The organism is Microbacterium thalassium (assembly GCF_014208045.1).
Taxonomy (GTDB): domain Bacteria; phylum Actinomycetota; class Actinomycetes; order Actinomycetales; family Microbacteriaceae; genus Microbacterium; species Microbacterium thalassium.
The window spans coordinates 2,989,006-3,012,741 of the sequence record NZ_JACHML010000001.1 but is presented as its reverse complement, the minus strand read 5'-3'; the positions used below and the strand labels follow the sequence as shown (position 1 = coordinate 3,012,741).

Annotated in this window: 18 protein-coding genes; 13 read left to right on the top strand and 5 right to left on the bottom strand. The window is 73.8% G+C overall.

Annotated features, from left to right (window positions below; genetic code table 11):
• The first annotated feature begins 24 nt into the window (after positions 1-24).
• On the top strand, positions 25-879 hold the full coding sequence (locus HD594_RS14015) for a sulfurtransferase (RefSeq protein ID WP_184751531.1): 855 nt from the start codon (positions 25-27) through the stop codon (positions 877-879).
• A 37-nt stretch (positions 880-916) separates the two neighbouring features.
• Here the strand turns inward: HD594_RS14015 and HD594_RS14010 are convergent, their stop codons facing one another.
• Together HD594_RS14010 and hrpA are read right to left on the bottom strand one after the other, a co-directional pair.
• The gene (locus HD594_RS14010) at positions 917-1,861 is read right to left on the bottom strand and encodes a quinone oxidoreductase family protein (protein WP_184751530.1); all 945 of its coding nucleotides are present in this window, start codon (positions 1,859-1,861) and stop codon (positions 917-919) included.
• A gap of 29 nt (positions 1,862-1,890) precedes the next feature.
• Positions 1,891-5,871 (bottom strand): ATP-dependent RNA helicase HrpA, encoded by a 3,981-nt coding sequence (hrpA, locus tag HD594_RS14005; protein WP_184751529.1) that lies wholly within the window; start codon positions 5,869-5,871, stop codon positions 1,891-1,893.
• A 64-nt stretch (positions 5,872-5,935) separates the two neighbouring features.
• On the opposite strand from hrpA, the gene HD594_RS14000 reads away from it, so the two are divergent.
• Entirely contained in the window at positions 5,936-6,772 is an 837-nt protein-coding gene (locus tag HD594_RS14000) for an aldo/keto reductase (RefSeq protein WP_184751528.1), read from the top strand.
• Positions 6,773-6,793: 21 nt separating this feature from the next.
• On the top strand, positions 6,794-8,647 hold the full coding sequence (locus tag HD594_RS13995; protein WP_184751527.1) for a thioredoxin domain-containing protein: 1,854 nt from the start codon (positions 6,794-6,796) through the stop codon (positions 8,645-8,647).
• A gap of 29 nt (positions 8,648-8,676) precedes the next feature.
• Here HD594_RS13995 and HD594_RS13990 read toward each other — a convergent pair whose 3' ends face one another.
• Positions 8,677-9,918 carry a glutamyl-tRNA reductase gene (locus HD594_RS13990; protein ID WP_184751526.1) on the bottom strand — a complete coding sequence of 414 codons (1,242 nt, stop codon included), beginning with the start codon at positions 9,916-9,918 and terminating at the stop codon, positions 8,677-8,679.
• A gap of 103 nt (positions 9,919-10,021) precedes the next feature.
• Here HD594_RS13990 and hemE point away from each other — a divergent pair, with 103 nt between their 5' ends.
• From hemE to hemL, 6 genes are read left to right on the top strand one after another with little or no spacing between them, the layout of a single operon-like run.
• On the top strand, positions 10,022-11,050 hold the full coding sequence (gene hemE / locus HD594_RS13985; RefSeq protein WP_184752896.1) for a uroporphyrinogen decarboxylase: 1,029 nt from the start codon (positions 10,022-10,024) through the stop codon (positions 11,048-11,050).
• Positions 11,040-12,311: a protoporphyrinogen/coproporphyrinogen oxidase gene (locus HD594_RS13980; protein ID WP_184751525.1), complete on the top strand. Its 1,272-nt coding sequence runs from the start codon at positions 11,040-11,042 to the stop codon at positions 12,309-12,311. Before hemE ends, HD594_RS13980 begins: the two co-directional genes overlap by 11 nt.
• 4 nt (positions 12,312-12,315) lie before the next feature.
• On the top strand, positions 12,316-12,987 hold the full coding sequence (gene hemQ, locus HD594_RS13975) for a hydrogen peroxide-dependent heme synthase (RefSeq protein WP_184751524.1): 672 nt from the start codon (positions 12,316-12,318) through the stop codon (positions 12,985-12,987).
• The gene (hemC, locus tag HD594_RS13970) at positions 12,984-13,910 is read left to right on the top strand and encodes a hydroxymethylbilane synthase (protein WP_184751523.1); all 927 of its coding nucleotides are present in this window, start codon (positions 12,984-12,986) and stop codon (positions 13,908-13,910) included. The genes hemQ and hemC overlap by 4 nt, the downstream gene beginning before the upstream one ends.
• The gene (gene hemB / locus HD594_RS13965) at positions 13,910-14,896 is read left to right on the top strand and encodes a porphobilinogen synthase (protein WP_184751522.1); all 987 of its coding nucleotides are present in this window, start codon (positions 13,910-13,912) and stop codon (positions 14,894-14,896) included. The genes hemC and hemB overlap by 1 nt, the downstream gene beginning before the upstream one ends.
• On the top strand, positions 14,893-16,236 hold the full coding sequence (hemL, locus tag HD594_RS13960; RefSeq protein WP_184751521.1) for a glutamate-1-semialdehyde 2,1-aminomutase: 1,344 nt from the start codon (positions 14,893-14,895) through the stop codon (positions 16,234-16,236). The genes hemB and hemL overlap by 4 nt, the downstream gene beginning before the upstream one ends.
• 18 nt (positions 16,237-16,254) lie before the next feature.
• Here hemL and HD594_RS13955 read toward each other — a convergent pair whose 3' ends face one another.
• Positions 16,255-17,850: a dolichyl-phosphate-mannose--protein mannosyltransferase gene (locus tag HD594_RS13955; RefSeq protein WP_184751520.1), complete on the bottom strand. Its 1,596-nt coding sequence runs from the start codon at positions 17,848-17,850 to the stop codon at positions 16,255-16,257.
• 49 nt (positions 17,851-17,899) lie between these two features.
• Between HD594_RS13955 and rsmI the strand changes: the two genes are divergently transcribed.
• The 3 genes from rsmI (at position 17,900) to HD594_RS13940 (ending at position 21,268) form a co-directional block, all read left to right on the top strand.
• Positions 17,900-18,724 carry a 16S rRNA (cytidine(1402)-2'-O)-methyltransferase gene (rsmI, locus tag HD594_RS13950; RefSeq protein WP_184751519.1) on the top strand — a complete coding sequence of 275 codons (825 nt, stop codon included), beginning with the start codon at positions 17,900-17,902 and terminating at the stop codon, positions 18,722-18,724.
• An 88-nt stretch (positions 18,725-18,812) separates the two neighbouring features.
• The gene (gene metG / locus HD594_RS13945; RefSeq protein ID WP_184751518.1) at positions 18,813-20,390 is read left to right on the top strand and encodes a methionine--tRNA ligase; all 1,578 of its coding nucleotides are present in this window, start codon (positions 18,813-18,815) and stop codon (positions 20,388-20,390) included.
• Positions 20,390-21,268, top strand: coding sequence for a TatD family hydrolase (locus tag HD594_RS13940; RefSeq protein ID WP_184751517.1), 879 nt, complete (start codon positions 20,390-20,392; stop codon positions 21,266-21,268). Before metG ends, HD594_RS13940 begins: the two co-directional genes overlap by 1 nt.
• A gap of 15 nt (positions 21,269-21,283) precedes the next feature.
• Here HD594_RS13940 and HD594_RS13935 read toward each other — a convergent pair whose 3' ends face one another.
• Positions 21,284-22,696 carry a sugar porter family MFS transporter gene (locus HD594_RS13935; protein ID WP_184752894.1) on the bottom strand — a complete coding sequence of 471 codons (1,413 nt, stop codon included), beginning with the start codon at positions 22,694-22,696 and terminating at the stop codon, positions 21,284-21,286.
• Positions 22,697-22,789: 93 nt separating this feature from the next.
• Between HD594_RS13935 and rsmA the strand changes: the two genes are divergently transcribed.
• Complete coding sequence (gene rsmA, locus HD594_RS13930) at positions 22,790-23,635, top strand: 16S rRNA (adenine(1518)-N(6)/adenine(1519)-N(6))-dimethyltransferase RsmA (RefSeq protein ID WP_184751516.1); 846 nt, start codon at positions 22,790-22,792, stop codon at positions 23,633-23,635.
• Positions 23,636-23,736: the final 101 nt, after the last annotated feature.

The window sequence follows — 23,736 nt, the reverse complement described above, 5'->3', positions numbered from 1 at the left end:
CACCCGACCGGGCACGATGGAGGGATGTCCCCGCTGATCTCCGCGACCGACCTCGACGCCCTCCTCGCCTCGGGCGCGCCGGTGCGGCTGCTCGACGTGCGATGGCGGCTGGACCGGCCGGAGGGACGTCCCGACTATGTGGCCGGTCACCTGCCGGGCGCCGTGTACGTGGATCTGGATCGCGAGCTCTCCCGCCGGGGCGAGCCGCAGGACGGCCGGCATCCGCTTCCGGCCGCCGCGGACCTCGAAGCCGCCGCGCGACGGTGGGGGGTGCGCGCGGGGGACACGGTCGTCGCCTACGACGACGTGCAGTCGGTGGCGGCCGCGCGTGCGTGGTGGCTGCTGTCGCGTTCGGGTGTCGCGGACGTGCGCGTGCTCGACGGGGGACTGCGCGCGTGGACGGCCGCGGGACTCGCGATCGAGACGGGGGACGTCCGTCATGCCGCGGGCGACGTGCAGCTGCACGACATCGCCGACGGCGCGATCGGCCTCGACGCCGCGGCCGTGTGGCCGGACTCCGGCGTGCTGCTGGACGTGCGTGCCGCCGAGCGCTATCGCGGCGACACCGAGCCGATGGATCCGCGCGCCGGTCACATCCCGGGCGCCGTGAACCTTCCCACCACGCTGCACCTGGACGGCGGACGGTTCCGCGACCTGGCGTCGATCGCCGCATCGTTCGCCGCCGCGGGCGCGGTGCCCGGCACCGCGGTCGCCGCCTACTGCGGGTCGGGGGTGACCGCAGCGCACACGGCGCTCGCGGGGGCCCTCGCTGGCCTCGACATCGCCGTCTACCCGGGCTCGTGGAGCCAGTGGTCGAACACGCGCGGACGCCCGGTCGCGACCGGGCCGACGCCCTCCGGGCGCGTCGAGCCGGACTGAGCGGCTGCCGTCGCGCAGGGGACGCGGGCCGCGTGCGTCACTCGGGGCGGAGCGTGATCTTCCCCGGCGTCCCCGCCGCGACGAGGCGGTGGGCCTCGGCGGCCTCCGGCAGCGGCAGCGACGGTCCGCGCTCGATCGAGAAGCGGCCGGCGGCGAGCAGAGACACCGTCACCGGCACCGCTTCGACGCGCCACGCCTGGGCCCGCGCCGACAGCGGCGCAGGACTCCCGCCGCTGAACGCCCGCAGGCCGAAGGCGGCCGCGTCGCGTCCCCGGACGATCGTGGCGGCGCGCTCGGGCTCGGCGACGAGATCGCGGGAGCTCTCGAGGGCTTCGTCGGTGCCCGCCGCGTCGAGGGCGACCGTGATGCCGCCGGGCGCGAGGGCTCGCACGCGGTCGGCGAGCCCGTCGCCGTACGCCACGGGCTCGGCTCCGAGCGACGCGACGCGCTCCGCGCGCCCGGGCGAGCACGTCGCGATGACGCGGGCCCCCCACAGCACCGCGAACTGGATCGCGGCCTGACCGACGGCGCCCGAGCCGGCGTGGAGCAGCAGCGTGTCGCCGGCGCCGACGGCGAGCGACCGCAGCGCCTGATACGCGGTGCCGGCCGGGATGCCGACGCCGGCGCCGTCCTGGGCGCTGACCGACGGCGGCCGCGGGACGACGTGCGAGGCGGGCACCGCGATCTCATCGGCGTAGGCCCCGGCGGCACCGAAGAACACGACGGGCTCGCCGACGCGCAGGCCCTCCACGGCGTCTCCGAGCGCCGTCACGACACCCGCCCCGTCGGCGCCGACGCGCCGCGGTGTCTCGATGGGCCCGGACGGGCGAGCACCGGAGCGCAGCTTGGCGTCGATGGGGTTCACGCCCGCCGCCTCGACGCGGATCACCACGTCGCCGGGACCCGGAGTCGCCGGTTCGATGTCGGACAGGTGCAGCACGTCGGGGCTGCCGAACTCGGTGTAGACGATCGCGTGGGGCATACCGGGTCGAACCGCGGGCTCCGGGCGCGCTATTCCCGCAGCGACTTCTGAATCCGCTGCACAGACACCGGCTCGGCGGTGCCGCGCTGCTGCGCGAACAGGCTCACGCGGTACTCCTCGAGCAGCCAGCGCGTGCGCACGAGCGACGCCGGAGCGCCCTCCTCGGGCGGGATCGTCCCGCCGGCGTCGGCGTACGCGGCGGCGGCGCGCTCGAACTCGCTCATGCGCTGCCGGTCGCGTCCGGGGTTGTCGGGGAGGGCCTTCACACGGTCGACGGCGGCCTGAAGATAGCGCGGGACGTGGGCGAGCTGCGCGAGTCCGGTGCGCGAGGCGAACGCCGGGAAGACCAGGCCCGACAGCTGCGCCTTGACGTCGCCGAGGGCGCCCAGCAGCGTCAGCGAGTTCGCGTCCCGCATGGCGCGCTCGACCTCGCGCGCGAGCGTCAGGATGCGCGCTGTGAGCGAAACCGTCTGGAACAGCTCGTCGACGACCGCGTGCGAGAACGCGTCGCGGACGGTCGCGAACTCCTGCGCCGTGCGGATGCCGCCGGCTGCGGTGCGGTCGCGCACGGCGTCGGCGACGGCCACGCGGCAGTCCTCGATGAGGGCCTTCGCCGACGGGTACGGCGAGGCGGCGAGCGCCAGCTTCTCGGCGCTGGTGAGGTGTTCGAGGACGTACGCGGCGGGGGAGGGCACGGCCAGCAGCATGAGCCGGCGCACACCGCCGCGCCTTGCCGCGGCGGCCGCTTCGGGGGTGGACTCGAGGCGCAGCGCGACCGACGTCTTCTCGTCCACGAGAGCGGGGTAGCCGCGCACGACGCCGCCGGCGACCTTCGTGTCGACGACCGCGGGCAGGTCCCCGAACGACCACTCGGTCAGCCCCGTGCGCTCGGCGAACGAGGAGGCCCCGGCGCTCCCGGCGGAGGCGCCCGCGGGTCCCGATGCCGGAGCGCCCGGACCGGGCCGCCGGCTCGCGGCGCGCTCGATGGAGGTGGCGACCGACTGCCGCGCGCGGTCCGCCAGCCGCGCCTGGAGCGCCTCGAGGTCTCGATCGGTCCCGGCTGCGCGCCCGCGGGCGTCGACCGCGCGGAAGGACAGCCGCAGATGGCCGGGGACGCGCTCGAGGTCGAAGTCGGCAGCGGTGACGGGCTGGTTCGCGACGCGCTGGATGCGCGCGGCGAGGGCGTCGGTCAGCGCCACCGGCGGCAGGCCGTCGTGGGACTCGGGGCCGGCGCCGTGCAGCTCGTCCGAGAACCGCGCGGCCCAGTCGGCCGCCGGGACCACGGTGCGGCGGATCGCCTTCGGGAGCGACCGGATGAGCGCCGCGATGAGCTCTGCGCGCATGCCGGGCACCTGCCAGTCGAAGCCGTCCGGTCGCAGCTGCGCCAGCAGCGGCAGCGGCACGACGGCGGTCACGCCGTCGTCGGCGGCTCCCGGCTCGAAGCGGTACGCCAGCGACAGCACCTGGTCGCCCTGCTGCCACCGCGCTGGGAAGTCCCGCTCGTCGCCGCGCGACGCCTCGTCGACGAGATCGGCCTCGGTCATGTCGAGCAGGCGCGGCGTGCGCCCGATCGTGTCGCGCCACCACGTCTCGAACGAGCGGACGTCGAACACGTCGCGCGGGATCCGGGCGTCGTAGAAGGAGTAGACGGCCTCGTCGCCGACGAGGATGTCGCGGCGCCGCTCGCGCTCCTCGACCTTCTCGAGGCGGCGGCGCAGCTCGAGGTTGCGTCGCTCGAACGCCGTCAGGCGCTTGTCGAGGTGGGCGGACTCCCACTCGCCCTCGACGAGCGCGTGGCGCAGGAACAGCTCGCGCGCGAGCGGCCGGTCGAAGCGGGCCAGCTGGACGCGGCGGCGCGGCACGATGTCGACGCCGAACAGGGTGAGCTTCTCGTAGGCGGATGCAGCCCCCGCCGACTTCGACCAGTGCGGCTCGCTCATGCTGCGTTTGACGAGGTCCCCGGCCAGTGACTCGGCCCACTCCGGGTCGACCGCGGCGACGGTGCGGGCGAACAGACGGCTCGTCTCGACGAGCTCGGCGGCCATGACCGCCTGCGGCCGCTTCTTCTTCAGCCCCGAGCCGGGGAAGATCGCGAACCGCGCCCCGCGGGCGCCGATGTACTCCGCGCCGCGCCGGTCGTCGCGCCGGGGGGACCGGCCGTCGCCGCGTCCGGACGACGTCGTGCGGTCGTCCAGGATGCCGATGTGCGACAGCAGGCCCGCCAGGATCGCCTTGTGCACGGCATCCGGGTCGGCGGCCTCGACCGCGCCGCGGGAGCCCTTCGGTGCCCGCAGGAGCGCGCTGAGCTGCCGGTGGACGTCGGCCCACTCGCGCACCCGCACGTAGTTGAGGTGCTCCGAGCGGCACATGCGGCGGAAGGCGCTCGAGCCGAGCTCGGCCTGCTTCTGCTGCAGGTGGTTCCACAGGTTCAGCAGGCTCAGGAAGTCGCTGGTCGGGTCGGTGAAGCGAGCGTGCAGGCGGTCGGCCTCCTCGCGGCGCTCTTCGGGACGCTCGCGGACGTCCTGGATCGACAGGCCGGCGACGATCGCGAGCATCTCGCGCAGGACGCCGGTCCGCTGCGCCTCGAGGAGCATGCGGGCGAAGCGCGGGTCGATCGGCAGGCGGGCGATGTCGCGGCCGATGTCGGTGAGTCGGGGTCCCTTCGCTTCGCCGCCCGTCGGATCGCCGCGCCCGCTGCGGCCGGCGGACCGGGCGTCGGAGACCGCGCCGAGTTCGAGCAGCAGGTCGAGCGCGGCCCGGACCCCGCGCGCGTCCGGGGGAGTGAGGAACGGGAAGGCCGAGATGTCGCCGAACCCGAGCGCGAGCATCTGGAGGATCACCGACGCGAGCGAGGTGCGCAGGATCTCGGGCTCGGTGAACTCGTCGCGCGTCGTGAAGTCGTCCTCGGCGTAGAGGCGGATCGCGATGCCGGGGGCGGTGCGGCCCGCGCGACCCGAGCGCTGCTGGGCCGAGGCCTGCGAGATCGCCTCGATGGGCAGGCGCTGGATCTTGCTGCGCGCCGACCAGCGCGAGATGCGCGCCGTGCCCGCATCCACGACGTAGCGGATGCCGGGCACCGTCAGGCTCGTCTCGGCGACGTTGGTGGCGAGGATGACGCGGCGGCGCACGCCCGCGACGCGCGAGCGCTCGAACACGCGGTGCTGTTCGGCCGCCGACAGCCGCCCGTACAGCGGCAGCACCTCGGTGGGAGCTGCGTCCTTGGCGTACATGCCGCGGACGGCATCCATCGCGTCGCGGATCTCCGCCTCGCCCGGAAGGAACACCAGCACGTCGCCGGCGGGTTCGCGGTCGAGCTCGCGCAGCGCCGCCAGCAGCGCGTCGACGTCGTCGCCGGAGTCCGCGGCATCCGCCGTGCCCTCCACGCCGGCGGGAGGCCGGTAGCGGATCTCGACGGGATACGTGCGACCCGAGACCTCGATGATCGGGGCGGGCTCGGGCTCCCCGCCGCGACGGCCCGGCAGCGCGAAGTGCTTCGCGAAGCTCTCGGGGTCGATCGTGGCCGAGGTGATGATCACCTTCAGATCGGGGCGCTTCGGCAGGATCCGCCGCAGGTATCCGATCAGGAAGTCGACGTTGAGGGACCGCTCGTGGGCCTCGTCGACGATGATCGTGTCGTAGCGGCGCAGCAGCCGGTCGCGGTGGATCTCGTTGAGGAGGATCCCGTCGGTCATGAGTGCGACGCGGGTGTCCTCCGACACCTTGTCGGTGAAGCGCACCTTGTAGCCGACGGTCGAGCCCAGCGGCACCTGCAGCTCCTCGGCGACGCGCTCGGCGATGCTGCGCGCGGCGATGCGGCGTGGCTGCGTGTGCGCGATCTTCGTGCGGCCGAGCTCGAGGCAGATCTTGGGCAGCTGCGTCGTCTTGCCCGAACCCGTGGCACCGGCGACGATGACGACCTGATGGTCCGCGATGGCGCGCGCGATCTCGTCCCGCGCGGCGCTGACGGGCAACTCGGGCGGGTAGGAGATCACGGGGACGGATGCGGACACAGCCCTCCATCGTAAACCGGCCACCTGCCGCCCCGCTCCCGGCGGGCGCTCCTAGGCTGGGGCCATGAGCATTCCCCACGTCTCTCTCAACGACGGACACACCATCCCCCAGCTCGGCTACGGCGTCTTCAAGGTGCCGCCGGCGGACACCGAGCGCGCCGTCGGCGAGGCGCTCGAGCTCGGCTACCGCCACATCGACACCGCCGCCATCTACGGCAACGAGGAGGGCGTGGGCGCCGCCATCGCGGCATCCGGCATCCCGCGCGACGAGCTGTTCATCACGACGAAGCTGTGGAACGACCGCCACGACGGCGACGAGCCCCACGCGGCGATCGCCGAGAGCCTCGACAAGCTCGGCCTCGAGCAGGTCGACCTGTACCTCGTGCACTGGCCGACGCCGGCGCGCGAGAACTACGTGCACGCGTGGCAGAAGATGATCGAGATCCGCGATGCCGGCCAGACGCGCTCGATCGGCGTCTCGAACCACCTCGTGCCGCACCTCGAGAAGATCGTGGAGGCCACCGGCGTCGTGCCGGCGGTCAACCAGATCGAGCTGCACCCCGCGCTCACCCAGCGCGAGATCGCCGGCTGGGCCGCCGAGCACGGCGTCGTCATCGAATCGTGGGGACCTCTCGGCCAGGGCAAGTACGACCTGTTCGGCGCCGCGCCCGTCGCCGAGGCGGCGGCCGCGCACGGGAAGACCCCGGCGCAGGTCGTCATCCGCTGGCACCTGCAGCACGGCTTCGTCGTGTTCCCCAAGTCGGTGCGCCGCGAGCGCCTCGCCGAGAACCTCGACGTGTTCGACTTCGCGCTGACGGATGCCGAGATCACGGCGATCGACGCGCTGGATCCGGGTGACGGCTCGGGCCGCGTCAGCGTCCACCCCGACGACGTGAACTGATTCCGCGTGAGCTGATCGCCCATGAACGAGCGCCTCGCCTCGTCGACGAGCCCCTACCTGCGCGCCCATGCCGACAACCCGGTCGCGTGGCACGCGTGGGGGAGCGAGCCGTTCGACGAGGCGCGGCGCCGGGACGTTCCGGTGCTGGTGTCGATCGGCTACTCCACGTGCCACTGGTGCCACGTCATGGCGCGCGAGTCGTTCTCGGACGCCGAGACCGCCGCCGCGCTGAACACCGCGTTCGTGGCCGTCAAGGTCGACCGCGAGGAGCATCCCGAGGTCGACTCCGCCTACATGACGGCGGCCGCGGCGTTCACGCGGAGCCTGGGGTGGCCGCTGACGGTCTTCGCGACGCCCGAGGGACGCCCCTTCTACGCGGGCACGTACTTCCCGCCCGAGCCGCGAGCGGGCATGCCGTCGTTCCGTCAGGTGCTGGCGGCCGTGCACGAGGCCTGGACCACCCGCCGGGACGAGATCGACGCCACCGGAGCGGCCGTCGTCTCGGCGCTCGCCGATGCGGGCGGCGCGGAACCGTCGGGCGGGCAGCCGCCAGCCGCGGATGACCTCGTCGCGGCCGCGCGGGCGCTCTCGGCTCTCGAGGACCGCGAATACGGCGGGTTCGGCGGCGCCGATCCGTCCGCCCCGAAGTTCCCCGTCGCGACGGCGCTGCGCTTCCTGCAGGCGCCGCTGATCCGCCGGGACGCACCCGAGGCGGCCGCGGTGGCCGATCGCGCCATCGCCGCGATGGCGGCCTCGGATCTGCGCGATCCGGTCGAGGGCGGCTTCTTCCGGTACGCCACGCGCCGCGACTGGACGGTGCCCCACTACGAGCGGATGCTGACCGACAACGCCCAGCTGATGGACGTCGTGACGGCGTCGCCCGGCGCCGTCCTCGACCGTGCCGCGGTCGCCGGCGGCATCGCCCGGTTCCTCCTCGAGACGCTGCAGCAGCCGAGCGGCGGGTTCGGCGCGGCGCAGGACTCGGAGTCCTGGATCGAGGGGGCCCGCAGCGAGGGCGGCTACTACGCGTTGGACGCCGCGGGCCGCGCGCCGCTGCCGCCGCCCGCCGTCGACGGCAAGGTCGTCACGGGCTGGAACGGCCTCGCGATCGGGGCGCTCGCGCGCGCCGGGACGGCGTTCGGGCGCGCCGAGTGGATCAGCGCCGCGGTGCGGGCCGCGGGCGCCGTGCTCGAAGCGAACGTCGACCGCGACGGGCGGCTCGTGCGGGCGTCGCTGGACGAGATCCCGTCGCGGTCGCCGGCGACCCTCGCCGACCACGGCCAGCTCGCGTCCGGGCTCGCCGCGCTCGCCGGCGCGACGGGCGAGCACGCCTACGCGGTCCGGGCGCGCGAGCTCGTGCGGGCGTGCGTCACCGCGGACGGCGACCCGGCTCCGCCCGCCGGCGACCCGGTCCTGTCGTCCCAGGGGATCGCCGTGCCGGGCGGCGCCTCCGATGGCGACGAGCCCGTCGGCGCGGCATCCCTCGCCGACGCCGCGCTGCAGCTGTGGCTGCTGGGCGCCGGCGAGAACCTGCGGCGCACGGCGGAGCGGATCGTGGCCGCGGCGCCCGCGGCGACCGCGCAGCCCCTCGCGCACGGCGCGCTGCTGCGGGTCGCAGCCGGGCTCGCCGCGCCGCCGCGACAGATCGTCGTCGTGTCCGAGACGCACGACGGCGCCCTGGTGTCCGCGGCGGCGGCGCTCGACGCCGACGTCCACGTGCGCGTCACGCCGGCGCAGGCGGCGGAGTGGGCCGCGGCCGGCTTCGCGCTGCTCGAGGGCAAGGCGCTCCGGGACGGCGCCGCGGCGGTGTACGACTGCCGCGACTTCTCGTGCCGCCTGCCGGCGACCGATCCTGCGGAGCTCGGCGCGCCCTGACGGTCGGCCGGGCCGGAGCGCCCGGGGCTTCAGCCGGTGGCGCGGTCGTCCCGCGCGGCCCGCGCGGAGGTGTCGACGCTGACGCCGAAGACCATCTCGAGCGCGGCCTCGAACTCGTCCAGGCGGTCGGCCTGCGCGTGCTCGCGGGCGCGCACGGACGGCGTGTGCGACAGCACTCCGGCGAGGTGGCGCAGCGCGGCGGCCGTCGCCTCGGCGGCGGGGTCGTCCGGGCGCAGCTTCGCCAGCTCCGCGTCGACGGCCGCCTGGATGTGCTCGCGCACCGCGACGATCGCCGGAGCGGCGTCGCGCTCGGCGGTGAAGCGCGCGGCGTGCGCGCCGACCACGCGGTGGGCGTCGCCGCCGCCGAGTTCGGGCAGCGCCGCGTGCCGGCCGATGAGCTCGAGGTCCAGCAGATCGAGGCCGGGGAGCTCTCCCACGGACGGGTCGACGTTGCGGGGCAGGCCCAGGTCGACGACGAGCCGCGCGCGGTCGTCGGGCACGTGGTCGGCGGTGACGGTGTAGCTGGTCGTGCACGTGATGACGACCTCGGCCGCGGAGACGGCGTCGCGCAGGTCTTCGGCGGCGCGGATGCCGTAGCGCGCGGCGAACTGCGCGGCGCGCCCCGTCGCCGAGAAGACCGTGATGTCCTCGGCGCCGCGGGCGTTCAGTGCGGCGATGGTGGTCGCGGCGTACCGGCCCGTGCCGACCACGAGCACGGGAGTGGTCGCCCACGCCGTGAGCCGGGACTCGACCATGTCGAGGGCGACACGCACGAGCGAGCGGCCGGCGGCGGCGAGATCCTGCTGCGCGCGCACCTCGCGGGTGGTGTGCGCCGCGCGCTGGAACATGCGCTCGAGCGACGGCGTGGTGGTGCCCTTGCGCCGCGCCGACGCGAGCGCGCGCTGGACCTGGCCGGTGATCTCGTCCTCGCCGAGCACCATGGACTCCAGCCCCGAGCTCACCGAGAAGAGGTGCCGCACGACCTCGTCACCCGACAGCGTCGAGGCCGTCGCGCGCAGCGACGCGAGGTCGGCCTCGGCGAGGCCGGGGAGCACGTCCAGGACGCTCTCGAGCGCCGCGTCCGCGGCGTCGGGCGACGCCTCGATGTCGAGGTACGCCTCGAAGCGGTTGCACGTGGCCAGCACGATCGCGCCGTTGACGCCGTCGACGTCGGCGAGCTGCTCGTCGGCGGTCTCGTCGGCGACACGCGACAGGCGATCGAGCACGTCGAACGCCGTGTTGCTGTGGCTGGCCGAGAGACAGAAAAGCACCGCTGGATTCTACCGGTCCCGGCCGTGAGCCGCACGGAGGCGAGCCGCGTACCCTTGACGGGTGTCATCCGTCGTCACATCCCTCTCCGCCGCCCACCCCCTGATGGACGGCCGCACGGCCGACTCGCGTCTCGTGCGCGCCGCACGCGCCGACCGCCCGCAGACCCTGCCGGTGTGGTTCATGCGTCAGGCCGGTCGCTCTCTGCCCGAGTACCGTGAGAGCCGCGCCGGCGTCGCGATGCTCGACGCGTGCCTGGACCCCGCGCTCGCCGCCGAGATCACGCTGCAGCCGGTGCGCCGCCACGGCGTGGACGCCGCGGTCTTCTTCAGCGACATCGTCGTGCCCGTGCTGCTGGCCGGCGTCGACGTGAAGATCGTCCCCGGTCGCGGCCCGGTCATCGACGAGCCGGTGCGCTCGGCAGCCGACATCCTGCGGCTGCGCCCCCTCGAGCCCGAGGCGCTCGCCCCGATCTCCGACGCCGTGCGCATCGTCGTGGACGAGCTCGGCTCGACGCCGCTCATCGGCTTCGGCGGCGCGCCCTACACGCTCGCCAGCTACCTCGTCGAGGGCGGCCCGTCCAAGGACCAGCTGCGCACGCGAGCGCTCATGCGCACCGACCCGCACGCGTGGTCGGCGCTGCTGAACTGGGCCGCCGACGTGACGGGCGAGTTCCTGCGAGCGCAGGTGCTCGCCGGCGCCAGCGTCGTCCAGCTGTTCGACTCGTGGGCGGGCTCGCTCTCGCGGGACGACTACGTGCGCCGCGTGTCGCCGCACTCCAAGCGCGCGTTCCAGGCCCTGCGCGGTCTCGAGGTGCCCCGCATCCACTTCGGGCTCGGCATGGGCGAGATGCTCGACGTGCTGCCGGGCCTGGGAGCCGACGTCGTGGGCATCGACTGGCGCCTGCCATTGGACGAGGCCAATCGCCGCCTGGGCGGCGCCGTGCCGCTGCAGGGCAACATCGACGCCGCGTTCCTCTCGGCGCCGTGGCCGCTCGTCGAGCGCCACGTGCGCGACGTCGTCGAGCGCGGCGCCGACGCGCCCGCGCACATCGTGAACCTCGGGCACGGCGTGCCGCCCGAGACGGACCCGACCGTGCTGACGCGCATCGTGGAGCTCGTGCATGCCCTCTGACGTGCTCGTCGCCGGCGGCGGCGTCGGCGCCCTCGTGCTCGCGCGCCGGCTCGCCGCCGCCGGGCGCCGCGTGCGCGTCTTCGAGGCGTCGGATCGCGTCGGCGGACAGGTCGTCCCCCTGCGCGTCGGCGGCGTCGACCTGGATGCCGCCGCGGAGTCGTTCGCGACGCGCGGTGACGTCGTGGCGGGACTTCTCGACGAGCTCGGCCTCGCCGCCGACGTCGTGACCCCGAACCCCGCACCCGCGTGGCTGCACCGCGCCGACGGCAGCGCCGTGCCGCTGCCGGCCGCCGGCCTGCTCGGGATCCCCGCGGACCCCCTCGCCGCCGACGTCGTGCGCGTCATCGGCCGCCGCGCCGCGCTGCGCGCTCGACTGGACGGCATGCTCCCCGCCTCGGTCGGAGCGGATGCCGAGACCCTCGGCGACCTCGTGCGCGCGCGCATGGGCGACGGCGTCGTCGACGGCCTCGTCGGCCCAGTCGTGCGGGGCGTCCACTCCCGCGAGCCCGATCAGGTTCCCGTCGCCATCGCGCATCCGACGCTGCTCGAGCGCGTGCGCGAGCACGGCTCCCTCGCCGCCGCCGTCGCGGACCTGCGTGCCGCCGCACCCGCCGGCAGCCAGGTCGCGGGGATCCGCGGCGGCATGCACCGGCTCCCGCAGGCGCTCGCCGGGGACGCGGTCCGCCACGGCGCCGACATCGTCACCGGCGCGCATGTCGACGCGATCGAGCCCGGCGCCCTCGTCGTCGACGGACGCCGCATCGCCGGCGACGTCGTGCGCGCCATGCCCGACCCCGCGGCACCGCCCGCCGACCGCGTGCTGACGCTCGTGACCCTCGTGCTCGACGCGCCCGGGCTCGACCGTGCGCCGCGCGGCACGGGTCTGCTCGTCGCGGCGGGAGCACCGGGCGTGCGCGCTCGGGCGCTGACGCACATCACGGCCAAGTGGGCCTGGGCGGCGGAAGCGTTCGACGGCCGGCACGCCGTGCGACTGTCGTACGACGGCGAGCCGGACGACGTCATCGCCACGGCCACGCGCGACGCCGGCGTCCTCCTCGGCGGTCCCGTCGTCGAGGTCGAGGACGCCCGCTCGGTCACGTGGCGGCGCGGCGAGCGCGCACCCGAGGGACCGACCCCCGTCGTCGGCGAGACCGCGGCCGGCACGGGTCTGGCCGCGGTCGTCGGCCACGCCGAGCGGGTCGCCGCACAGCTTCTCGAGACGACCCAGACTCGCCCGGCCGCCGCCGGGCAGGGAGGATAGGACAGTGACCCCCGACACCGACGCCCCGGCCGAGACGCTCCACTACACGCTGTTCGCGGTGTTCCGCCGCGACCCGCACGCGGTGCCCGCCGCCGAGGACGCCCCCGCGCTCGCCGATGTCGCGGACGGCCTCGCGAGCGTGCGCGGCATCTACGACGTGTCGGGCCTGCGCGCCGACGCCGACGTCATGCTCTGGCTCACCGGCCACACCGCCGACGGGCTGCAGGCCGACCTGCGGGCCCTGCGCCGCTCGCGCGAGCTGAGCGTGCTGCTGCCGACGTGGAACGCGATGGGCGTGCACCGCACCGCCGAGTTCGCGCGCGACCACGTGCCGGCCTACGCGCGGGGGCTTCCGCCCAAGCAGTGGCTGACGATCTACCCCTTCGTGCGCAGCTACGAGTGGTACCTGCTGCCCGACGCCGAGCGCGGCGCGATGCTGCGCGACCACGGCCTCATGGGCCGCGACTTCCCGCAGGTGCAGGCCAACACCGTCGCCAGCTTCGCCCTCGGCGACTACGAGTGGCTGCTGCCGATGGAGTCCGACGACGTCGTCGACCTCGTCGACATGATGCGGCACCTGCGCTCCACCGAGGCCCGCCGTCACGTGCGCGAGGAGATCCCGTTCTTCACCGGCCGCCTGATCGGCGCGAGCGAGGTCGCCGAGGTGCTCGCGTGAGCGCACCCCTGCGCATCGGCACGCGCGGCAGCGCCCTGGCGCTCGCGCAGGCCGGCACGATCGCCGACGCGCTGGGCGGCGAGCTGGTCGTCATCCAGTCCGAGGGCGACGTGAACACGCAGTCGCTCGCGTCGCTGGGCGGGGCGGGCGTGTTCGCCGCTGCGCTGCGCGAGGCGCTGCTCGCGGGCGACGTGGACGCCGTCGTCCACTCGTACAAGGACCTGCCGACGGCGCCGATCGCGGGCCTGTCGGTCGCCGCGGTGCCGCGCCGTGCCGACGCGCGCGACGCGCTGTGCGCGCGCGACGGCCTCACCCTCGACGAGCTGCCCGCGGGAGCCCGCGTCGGCACCGGCTCGCCCCGTCGCCGGGCGCAGGTGGCCGCGCGCCGCCCCGACGTCGAACTCGTCGACATCCGCGGCAACGTCGACACGCGCCTCGGACGCGTCGGCGCCGAGGACCCCGAGCGCCGTCTCGACGCCGTCGTGCTCGCCGCCGCCGGCCTCTCGCGCGTGGGCCGCTCCGAGGCCGTCACGGAGCTGTTCGACCTCGACGCGTGGCCGACGGCCCCGGCGCAGGGAGCCCTCGCGATCGAGACGCGCACCGGCGACGAGACGCTCGCCGCGCGCATCGACCACCGTCCGACGCGGCGAGCGGCCGCGGCCGAACGCGGCGTGCTCGCCCGCCTCGAGGCCGGGTGCGCCGCCCCCGTCGGCGCCCGCGCGTTCGTCGAGGACGGCATGCTGTTCCTCACGGCGCGCGTGTACCGCCTCGACGGCTCGGCGCAGCTCACCAGCTCGCACGCCACCGTCCTCGACGCCGGCGTCGAGGACGAGCTCGCCGAGCGCGTCGCCGCCGAGCTGCTGGCGCAGGGCGCCGCCGATCTCGCACCGCTCGGCGCGTCGCCCGCATCCCAGGAGGACTGATGAACGAGTCGTTCCCCGCCGTCCGCCCCCGGCGTCTGCGCCAGAGCCCCGCGTGGCGGCGCCTGGTGTCCGAGACCCGCATCGAGCCGGCGAAGCTGGTGCTGCCGGTGTTCGTGCGCGAGGGCGCCGAGGCGCCGGTGCCGATCTCGTCGATGCCGGGCGTCGTGCAGCATTCGCTCGACTCCCTCAAAGCCGAGCTGCACCGCGCCGCCGAGGCCGGCCTGTCGGGCGTCATGATCTTCGGCGTCCCCGAGCACAAGGACGCCACCGGGTCCGGCGCGACCGCCGCCGACGGCATCCTGAACGTCGCCACCGAGGTCGCCGCGTCCGAGGTGGGCGACGCCCTCGTGATCCAGACCGACCTGTGCCTGGACGAGTTCACCGACCACGGCCACTGCGGCGTGCTCGACGCGCACGGCCGCGTCGACAACGACGCGAGCCTGGAGCGCTACGCCGACATGGCGCTGGCCCAGGCGGCATCCGGATCCCAGCTGCTCGGCATGTCGGGCATGATGGACGGCCAGACCGCGGTCGTGCGCGCCGCGCTCGACGGCGCCGGCTTCACCGACGTCGCGCTGCTGGCCTACGCCGCCAAGTACGCCTCGGCGTTCTACGGCCCGTTCCGCGAAGCCGTGCAGTCCACGCTCGAGGGCGACCGTCGCACGTACCAGCTCGACCCCGCGAACCGCCGCGAGGGAGCGCGCGAGGTGGCGCTGGACGTCGCCGAGGGCGCCGACATCGTCATGGTCAAGCCCGCCATGAGCTACCTGGACGTGCTGGCGGACGCCGCCGCCACCAGCCCCGTGCCGGTGTGGGCATACCAGATCAGCGGCGAGTACGCCATGATCGAGGCCGCCGCCGCCCACGGCTGGATCGACCGCGAGCGCTCGATCGACGAGTCGATCGTGAGCATCTTCCGCGCCGGCGCCGACGCCGTCCTCACCTACTGGGCGATCGAGGTCGCCGAAAGGATCTCCCGCGCATGAGCACTCCCGCGCAGACCCTCACCAACGACTCCGCCGCCGCGCGCGCCCGCGCCGTCATCCCCGGCGGCGTGAACTCGCCCGTCCGCGCCTTCGGCTCCGTCGGCGGCACGCCACTGTCGATCGTGTCGGCATCCGGCCCTCGCGTGACCGACGTCACCGGGCGCGACTACGTCGACCTCGTCGCCTCGTGGGGGCCGGCCCTGCTCGGTCACGCCCACCCCGAGGTCGTCGACGCCGTGCAGCGGGCTGCGGCCCGCGGGCTGTCGTTCGGCGCGTCGACGCCCGGCGAGACCGAGCTCGCCGAGCTCGTCATCGACCGTCTCACCGTCGGGGGAGTGCGCGGCATCGAACGGCTGCGCCTGGTCTCCACCGGCACCGAGGCGACCATGACGGCGATCCGCATCGCGCGCGGCGCGACCGGACGCGACGTCATCATCAAGTTCGCCGGCCACTACCACGGCCACTCCGACGGCCTGCTGGCCGAGTCCGGGTCGGGCGTGGCGACGCTGGGGCTGCCCGGCTCCGCCGGCGTCCCCGCCGACATCGCGGCCCTCACGCTGGTGCTGCCCTACAACGACCGTGCCGCGGTCGAGGCCGCCTTCGCCGCCCATGACGGGCGCATCGCCGCGATCATCACCGAGGCATCGGGCGCCAACGCGGGCGTGCTCGCCCCCGAGCCCGGCTTCAACGCGTTCCTCGCCGACACCGCCCATGCCCACGGAGCGCTGCTGATCCTCGACGAGGTGCTCACCGGCTTCCGGGTCGGCCCCGCCGGCTGGTGGGGCCTCGAGCAGACCGGCGCGCATCCGTTCGCGCCCGACCTCGTGACCTTCGGCAAGGTCATCGGCGGCGGCATGCCGCTGGCGGGCGTCGGCGGTCGCGCGGCCCTCATGGACCTGCTCGCGCCGCTCGGGCCGGTGTACCAGGCCGGCACGCTCAGCGGCAATCCGCTCGCGGTCGCGGCGGGCCTCGCGACGCTGCGCCTGGCGGATGCCGACGTGTACGCGCACGTGGACACCGCCGCGATCCGCGTCCAGGCCGCCCTGCACGACGCGCTGACGGCCGAGGGGCTCCCGCACGTCATCTCGCGCGCCGGAAGCCTGTTCTCGGTGGCGTTCCGCGAGGGGGCCGTGCGCGACTACGACGATGCGCGCGCGCAGGAGACGTGGCGGTACGGGCCGTTCTTCCACGCGATGCTCGATCAGGGCGTCGCGCTGCCGCCGAGCGTGTTCGAGGCGTGGTTCCTCACGGCCGCGCACGATGAGGACGCGCTCACGGCGATCGTCGACGCGCTTCCCGCCGCCGCGCGGGCCGCGGCATCCGCTCGCGCGCCGGAGTGACCGCGGCGCGGCGCGCGCTCAGGCGCCCCAGCCGGGCATCCACGTGTGGACGAACCAGTACTCGTACGTGATCTGCATCGCCGACACCAGCGGATACCAGAACACCGACAGCGCAACGACGACACCCAGGAACACCCACACGAGTCGTTGACCGGTGAGGCGCCGGTAGTCGTCGGCCCCTCGCGGACCGGCGATGTCGCGCAGCGCGAACACGAGCGCGAGCATCATGAACGGCATCATCAGCACCGTGTAGAACTGGAAGATCGTGCGGTCGGGGTACAGCAGCCACGGTCCGTACGTCACGCCGATCGCCGTCAGCACGAGCGCGTCGCGCCAGTCGCGCCGCACCACGAACCGGTACACGAGATACAGCACCGCCGCCACGCCGGCCCACCACAGCAGCGGATTGGGCATGCTCGAGATCGACTGCGAGCAGCCGCCCGCCGCGTCGCAGCCGGCCTCGCCCTCGGCGATGAACCGGTAGTACATCCCGGTCGGGCGCAGCAGCAGCGGCCACTGCCATGCGGGACTCGAGTACGGATGCCCGCCGACGATGTTCGACGCCGAGTTGAACATCGTGATGTGGTGCTGCCACAGGCTCTGCAGCGACAGCGGCACCCACGCGAAGAGGCCGGTCGCCGGGTTCGCGTCGGCCACGTGCCGGTCGTAGCCGCCGTCGGTGACGAGCCACCCGGTCCACGATGCGAGGTAGACGACGAAGGCCACCGGCACCAGCAGGACGAACGTGACCGCTCCCTGGCGGACGGCATCCGTCGGCCACACCAGCACACCGGCGCGCCGGCGGGCGAGGGCATCGGTCACCACGAGGTAGACCCCGAGACCCGCGAGCACCCACACGCCCGACCACTTCACGGCCGTCGCGGCGCCGAGCGCGGCGCCGGCCGCGACGATCCACGGCCGGTTCCAGAGGATGGGGCCCCACACCGGACCGGTGTCGCCGGCGAACCGCGCGCCGACCGTCACGGCTATCCGCTCCATCGTGCGTTCCCGGTCGATCACGACGAACAGGACCGCGAGCAGCACCCAGAAGGTCAGCATGCCGTCCAGCAGCGCGAGCCGGCTCATCGCGATCGACAGGCCGTCGATCGCGAGGAAGAATCCCGCGAGCACCGCGACGTTCGTCGACCCGGTCATGCGGCGCGCGATCAGCATGAGGACGAGGACGGATGCGGTGCCCGCAAGAGCCGTCGTGAACCGCCAGCCCCACCCGGTCTCGGGGCCGAACGCCAGCATCCCCAGGGCGATGAGCCACTTTCCCAGCGGAGGGTGGATGACGAACCCCGGTTCCGCCGAGAACGAGTTCGCGTCGCCGGCGAGGAACGCGTCATTGCCGTCGGGCCACGACCCCTCGTAGCCGAGCTGCGTGAGCGTCCACGCGTCCTTGACGTAGTACGTCTCGTCGAACTGGTTCATCGCGTCGTGCGGGTTCGCGAGGTTCCAGAAGCGCAGCGCCGCGGCCAGCAGCACCACGAGCACGGGCGCGAGGCGGTCGTAGAGCGTGCGCACGCGCGGGTCTGCGGCCAGGAGGTCCTGCCAGCGATCGAACAGCGAGCGGCGCGCGCGTGGCAGCAGCGGCTCGGCGGTCGTCGTCACCCGAACAGCCTACGGCGCGCGCGGTCGGCCCCCGGTCTAGGCTGGCGGGGTGCTGATCCTCGCGGCCACCCCCATCGGCAACCTGGGCGACGCCTCGCGGCGCCTGGTCGAGGCGCTCTCGAGCGCGACGGTGGTCGCCGCCGAGGACACGCGCACGACGCAGCGGCTGCTGGCCGCGCTCGGCGTCGAGAACCGGCCGCGCATGATCGCCCTGCACGATCACAACGAGAAGGACCGGGCCGGCGACCTCGTCGAGCTGGCCCGCACCGAGGACGTGCTGCTGCTCAGCGACGCCGGCATGCCGACGGTGAGCGATCCGGGCTTCGCGGTCGTCGCGGCGGCCGCCGCCGCCGACGTCCTGGTGACGGCGCTGCCCGGCCCCTCGGCGGTGCTGACGGCCCTGGCGGTGTCGGGCCTGGCGACCGACCGGTTCGCCTTCGAGGGGTTCCCGCCCCGCAAGCCGGGGGAGCGGCGGTCGCAGCTGGCGGAGCTCGCCGCCGAGCCGCGCACGATGGTGTTCTTCGAGGCCCCGTCGCGGCTGGCCGCCACGCTCGCCGACATGGCGACGGCGTTCGGCGGCGATCGGCGCGCGGCGGTGTGCCGAGAGCTGACGAAGCTGCACGAGGAGGTCGTCCGCGGGCCGTTGGCGGAGCTCGCAGCCTGGGCCGAACAGGGCGTGCGCGGCGAGATCGTCGTCGTCGTGGCGGGGGCCGAGCGCCGGGTCGTCGCGTTCGCCGACGCCGTGGCGCAGGTCGCCGAGCTCGTCTCGTCGGGGACGCGGCTGAAGGAGGCCGCGTCGGAGGTGTCGCGCGCGACGGGCCATTCGTCGCGCGAGCTCTACCAGGCCGCGCTCGCCGCCCGCTCCTCGACGTAATGTGACGCCGGGGGCTTCCGGGGACCGTCCGCGGGCCCCGATCGTCACGGCGGCGGGAGGACGCGCGGGGGCGAACTAGAATCTTCTGGTGACTTCCGGCCGATCCTTCTATGCCACGACGCCGATCTACTACCCGAGCGACGTGCCCCACATCGGCCACGGCTACACGACCGTGGCGGTGGACACGCTCGCGCGCTGGCACCGCCAGGCCGGCGACGACACCTGGATGCTGACGGGCACCGACGAGCACGGCCAGAAGATGATGCGCGCCGCCGCCGCCAACGGCGTCGGGCCGCAGGAGTGGGTCGACAAGCTCGTGACCGAGTCGTGGTACCCGCTGTTGGAGACGCTGAACGTCGCCAACGACGACTTCATCCGCACGACGCAGCCCCGTCACGAGGAGCGCGTGCGCGAGTTCGTGCAGGCGATCTACGACCGCGGCTACATCTACGCGGGCGAGTTCGAGGCGCTGTACTGCGTCGGCTGCGAGGAGTTCAAGACCGAGGGCGAGATCCTCGACGGGACGGGCGCGTTCGAGGGCCTGAAGGTCTGCGCGATCCACTCGAAGCCGCTGGAGCTGCTGCAGGAGAAGAACTACTTCTTCAAGCTCAGCGAGTTCCAGGAGCGCCTCCTCGAGCTGTACAAGACGGTGCCGGACTTCATCCGCCCCGAGTCGGCGAAGAACGAAGTGGTCTCGTTCGTCAAGAGCGGCCTGAAGGATCTCTCGATCTCGCGCTCGACGTTCGACTGGGGCATCAAGGTGCCGTGGGACGAGTCGCACGTCATCTACGTGTGGGTCGATGCGCTGCTGAACTACGCCACCGCGGTCGGCTTCGGCACCGACCCCGAGCAGTTCGCGCGCCGGTGGCCGGCGTACCACGTCGTGGGCAAGGACATCCTGCGCTTCCACGCCGTCATCTGGCCGGCCATGCTCATGGCCGCCGGCGTGGAGGTGCCCCGCGGCGTCTTCGCGCACGGCTGGCTGCTTGTCGGCGGCGAGAAGATGTCGAAGTCCAAGCTCACCGGCATCGCCCCCGACGAGATCACCGACGTGTTCGGCTCGGACGCCTACCGGTTCTACTTCCTGTCGGCGATCGCGTTCGGCCAGGACGGCTCGTTCTCGTGGGAGGACCTGTCGGCCCGCTACCAGGCCGAGCTCGCCAACGGCTTCGGGAACCTCGCCTCGCGCACCGTGGCGATGATCGAGCGCTACTACGAGGGCATCGTCCCGCCGCCGGACACGTACGCCGACGCGGATCTCGCGATCCAGAAGACGGTGGCGGATGCCGCGACGGCCGCGGACGACGCCATCGAGCGGTTCCGCATCGACGAGGCCATCTCGGCGATCTGGACGATCGTCGACGAGCTCAACGGCTACATCACCGAGAACGAGCCCTGGGCGCTCGCCAAGGACGACGCGCAGCGGCCGCGCCTGGGCACGGTGCTCTACACCGCCGCCGAGGGGCTGCGGGCGCTCGCGACGCTCCTGTCCCCGGTGATGCCGGTCGCGACCGAGAAGCTGTGGATCGCCCTGGGCGCCGCCGAGACCCTCGGCCGCCTCCAGGACCAGCCTCTCCGCGAGGCCGGGCAGTGGGGCGCCCTGAAGCCCGGCACGTCGGTCAACGGCCTCGCGCCGCTGTTCCCGCGCGTCGAGCAGCACGCCTGATGACCGACCCGTCGAACTACGTGCGCACGCGCGAGAAGGGCTCGCGGGACACGTCGTACCCGCCGGCGCCCGAGCCGCTGGGCGCGCCCACCTACGACAACCACGCGCACCTCGAGATCGAGGACGGCGTGGGGCTGTCGCTGGACGAGCAGCTCGAGCGCGCCGATGCGGTCGGCGTCATCGGCGTCGTGCAGGCCGGCGGCGACATCGAGTCCAGCCGCTGGTCGGCCTGGGCCGCGGCCTCCCACCCGCGCGTCCTCGCGGCCGTCGCGATCCACCCGAACGAGGCTCCCGCGTACGCCGAGGCCGGCCGCCTCGACGAGGCGATCGCCGTCATCGACGAGCTCGCCGCGCAGCCGCGCGTGCGCGCCATCGGCGAGACGGGGCTGGACTTCTTCCGCACCGGCGAAGAGGGGCTCCCCGCCCAGTTCGAGAGCTTCGAGGCGCACATCGCGCTGGCGAAGAAGCACGGCATCGCGATGCAGATCCACGACCGCGACGCCCACGACGCCGTCCTCGAGACCCTCGAGCGCGCCGGCGCGCCCGACCGCACCGTGTTCCACTGCTTCTCGGGCGATGAGGCGATGGCCCGCGTCGCCGCCGACCGCGGCTACTACCTGTCCTTCGCCGGCAACGTGACCTTCAAGAACGCGCAGAACCTGCGCGACGCGCTCGCCGTGACGCCGCGCGAGCGCATCCTGGTCGAGACCGACGCGCCGTTCCTGACGCCCACGCCCCACCGGGGCCGCCCGAACGCGCCGTACCTGATCCCGGTGACGGTGCGCTTCCTGGCCGCCGAGCTCGGCGTGGACGCCGATGAGCTGGCGGCGCAGATCGCCGCGAACACGCGCGAGGTCTACGGCGCGTTCGAGGACTGAGCCGCCGCGCCGCGGTCAGTCCCGGCTCGCGGCGCCCTTGCGCGTGAACAGCGTCTCGGCCTGCTCGAGCGCCATGCCCTTGGTCTCGGGGATGCGCCACAGGACGAACACGAACGACAGGGCCGCGAACGCGGCGTACATGCCGTAGGTCAGCGGCAGCGACCACCCGGACATCGCCGGGAAGGTCATGGTGATGAGGAAGTTCGCGATCCACTGTGCGCCGGCGGCCACCCCGAGCGCCTTCGCGCGGATGCGGCTGGGGAAGATCTCGCCGAGGAGCACCCAGACCAGCGGTCCCCACGACGCGCCGAACCCGATGACGAAGAGGTTCGCCGCCACGAGCGCGATCGCGCCCCACGGATCGGGCAGGGTCACGTCGGATCCGGAGCCCTCGGCGAACAGGAACGAGATCGCCATCAGCCCGAGGGACGCCGCCATCGCCGCCGAGCCGGTCAGCAGGATGGGCTTGCGGCCGAGCCGGTCGACCAGGAAGATCGCCACGAACGTGACGAGCACGTTGGTGATGCTCGTGACGACGCTGATGAGGGCCGAATTGGTCATGCCGACGGAGTTCCACAGGCTCGTGGAGTAGTAGAAGATCACGTTGATGCCGACGAACTGCTGGAACACCGACAGGATGATGCCGATCCACACGATCGGCTGGAGCCCCAGCACCGGTCCCCGCAGCGACGCGCTCGCGTTGCGCTGATCGGTCTCGATGGCGCCGACGAGCTCGTTCATCGTCTTCTCGAGATCGACGGCGGGCACGAGCCGCGAGAAGATCGCGCGCGCCTCGTCGGTGCGGCCCTGGGTGATGAGGAAGCGCGGCGACTCGGGCACCGTGAACGACAGGATGCCGTAGACCGCCGCGGGCACCACGCCGACGATGAACATCCACCGCCAGGCCTCCAGGCCCAGCCACAGGACGTTGTCGGGTCCGCCGGCGGCGCCTTCGAGGACGAAGTCGCTCAGCAGCGCCGCGAAGATGCCGATCGTGATCGCCAGCTGCTGCAGCGACGCGAGGCTCCCGCGGATCTGCTTGGGGGCGATCTCGGCGATGTAGGCGGGGGCGACCACCGAGGCGATGCCGATGCCGAGGCCGCCGACGACACGCCACAGCGCCAGATCCCACACGCTGAACGCGAGCCCCGCCCCCAGGGAGCTGACGAAGAACATGATCGCGCCCAGCAGCATGACGCGCAGGCGGCCCCACCGGTCGGCGAGGTTCCCGGCGATCATGGCGCCGGCGGCGCAGCCGAGCAGCGCGATGGCCACGACGAGGCCGACGACGACGTCGTTCAGGGAGAAGTCCGACTGGATGGACTCGACGGCGCCGTTGACGACGGACGAGTCGAAGCCGAACAGGAAGCCGCCGACGGCCGCGGCGACGGAAAGGCCGATGGCGCGGCGGCCATAGGGGCTCTTCATCGAGAAGGAGTCGGCGGGAATCGCATCGCTCGCGGTCACAGTCGTCACCCTAGTGACACCGGACGCCGATCGGCCGCTGGGTACAGTGAACGCATGTCCGTGTCTCTCCTCGGCGCCGCCGAGATCCGCGCCCTCGCCGCCGAACTCGACGTCACCCCGACCAAGAAGCTGGGGCAGAACTTCGTCGTCGACGCGAACACGGTCCGCAAGATCGTCCACGTCGCGGACGTCCGCGCGGGCGAGCGTGTCGTCGAGGTCGGGCCCGGGCTCGGGTCGCTGACGCTGGCGATCCTCGAGACCGGCGCGAGCGTGACCGCCGTGGAGATCGATCACCGCCTGGCCGAGCGGCTGCCCGCCACCGCCGCCGCCCACGGCGTGCCGGATGACGCCCTCAGGGTCGTGGACGCCGATGCGCTGCGCGTGAGGGAGCTTCCCGGCGACCCGACGGTGCTGGTGGCGAACCTGCCCTACAACGTCAGCGTCCCGGTCCTGCTGCACTTCCTCGAGACGTTCCCGGGGCTTCAGCGCGGCGTCGTCATGGTGCAGTCCGAGGTCGGGGAGCGCCTGGCGGCCCCGCCCGGATCCAAGGTCTACGGCGCCCCGAGCGTCAAGGCCGCGTGGTACGGCCCGTGGCGCCTGGCGGGCACCGTGTCGCGGCACGTCTTCTGGCCGGTCCCCAACGTCGACAGCGTGCTGGTCGCCTTCGAGCGCGACGCCGAGCCGCGCGGCGACGAGGCGCTGCGGCGCCGCACCTTCACGATCGTGGACGCGGCGTTCCAGCAGCGGCGCAAGATGCTGCGACAGGCGCTCGCCGCGACCCTCGGCGGCACGGCCGCCCAGGCGTCCGAGCTGCTCGAGCGGGCTGGTGTCGCGCCCACCGCGCGCGGTGAGGAGCTGTCGGTCGAGGACTTCGTGCGCATCGCCGTCACCGCCGGCTGAGGCCCGCCCGCCACGGCGAATTCGCCGAGTGTTCACGCGCCGGTGGCCGCCGAGTGCGAAACATGCCTGTAACATTCCCCGAAGCCTCGTTCCGACCGCGA